Source organism: Cohnella phaseoli (assembly GCF_003386235.1).
GTDB classification, from domain to species: domain Bacteria; phylum Bacillota; class Bacilli; order Paenibacillales; family Paenibacillaceae; genus Cohnella; species Cohnella phaseoli.
Genome location: NZ_QRDZ01000074.1, coordinates 1 through 1,531, shown reverse-complemented (window position 1 = coordinate 1,531; position 1,531 = coordinate 1). Strand labels below are relative to the sequence as shown.

Sequence of the window (1,531 nt, the reverse complement as noted above, 5' to 3'; positions counted from 1 at the left end):
GTTACTACTTAGGTCTCCCGAAAATAGGGAGACTTTTTCATAAATTTTAAAGGAATTTGGATACCACACGACGAACTATTTCTAATATACAAGTGGAGTGAGGAGTGATGTCCGTGAAGCTGACGCCGAATCAAGTCAATACGATGTCTAAAGGCGATCCTGAAATCGCGGACTATTTCAACAACCTGCTCCACGTCATCACCCAGCAAGCACAACAGATCGAAAAACAGAACGAGCAGCTTGAAATGCAGGCGTTGAAAATCGATAAACTCGAGAAACGCGTTCATGAGTTAGAACGCCAACTGGGAAGCAATAGCAGCAACAGCAGCAAACCGCCTTCAAGTGACGGACTCCGCAAACCGCCAGTCAATCTGCGCAAATCCGGCGGCAAAAAGGGAGCGCCCAAGGGCCACCCGGGTCATACCTTGCTTCAAGCCGAACACCCAGACCACGTGGTTACCCTCCCGTCCGGGGAGACATGCGAACACTGCCGTTCCTCCCTACGTGATGCGACATTCGTCGGTTATGAAAAGCGTCAAGTATTCGATCTACCCGTTCCGAAATTGGAGGTCACCGAGCTTCGTGCTGAACAATGGCGGTGTTCCTGTTGCAACCGCGTCACGCAAGCATCGTTTCCCGCCGACGTGACGGCACCCGTACAGTATGGCAAAGGTTTTTCGGCATGGACCGTCTATCTGAATGCGCGCCACATGATGCCTCTGGAACGCATCCGGGAGCTCTTCGCCGACTTGACGAATCAATATTTGAGTGAAGGCACGCTGCTTGCCTTCATGCGTCGGATGCATGCCAAGTTAAGTACGGTAGAATCCTTCATTCGCGAGCGTATCGCCGAGTCCCCTGTTCTTCATGCCGATGAGACCGGTTGTCGCGTAGAAGGAAAAACAAATTGGCTTCATACGCACAGTACACCTGAATGGACCCTGCTGAATGTGCATGAAAAGCGCGGTTTCAAAGCTTTCAGCGAAGTCGGTATCCTTCTCAATTATCTAGGCATCGTGGTTCATGATTGCCATTCCTCCTATTTCAAAGAGATCTACCGATTCATTCACGCACTATGCGGGGTCCATTTAATGCGGGAATGCATCGGCATCATCCAGAATGACCACCAACGATGGGCGGCACATATGCTTCGGTTGCTATTGACCAGTTGGAATAGGGTTAAGGAAGCCAGAGTCCACGGCCGCCCCTTGGAACCGGATACCGTCCCACGGATCGAACGTCTTTATGATACGATTCTGCAGCGAGGCGAATCCGAGTGGCACCGAGGAAAAGTCCGTCCGAAAACAGGGACACGGGGCCGAAAATGCAAAAGCCCAGCCGCCAATTTGGGTGAAAGATTCCGGATGCACAAGGCATCCATTTTGCGGTTTCTTTACGATGCCCGCGTGCCGTTTGACAATAACCAAGCTGAACGGGATTTGCGGATGACCAAGGTGAAGCAAAAAGTATCCGGCTCATTCCGTACTTGGGAGGGGGCGCATCAATTTGCGCGCGCTCATGGATTTATTTC

1 protein-coding gene is annotated in these 1,531 nt (G+C 51.3%); it reads left to right on the top strand.

From position 1 onward, the window contains the following. Window positions 1-113: 113 nt before the first annotated feature. Window positions 114-1,531 (top strand): IS66 family transposase (gene tnpC, locus DFP98_RS38520; RefSeq protein WP_181918205.1); only part of this gene is annotated, 1,418 nt, incomplete at its 3' end.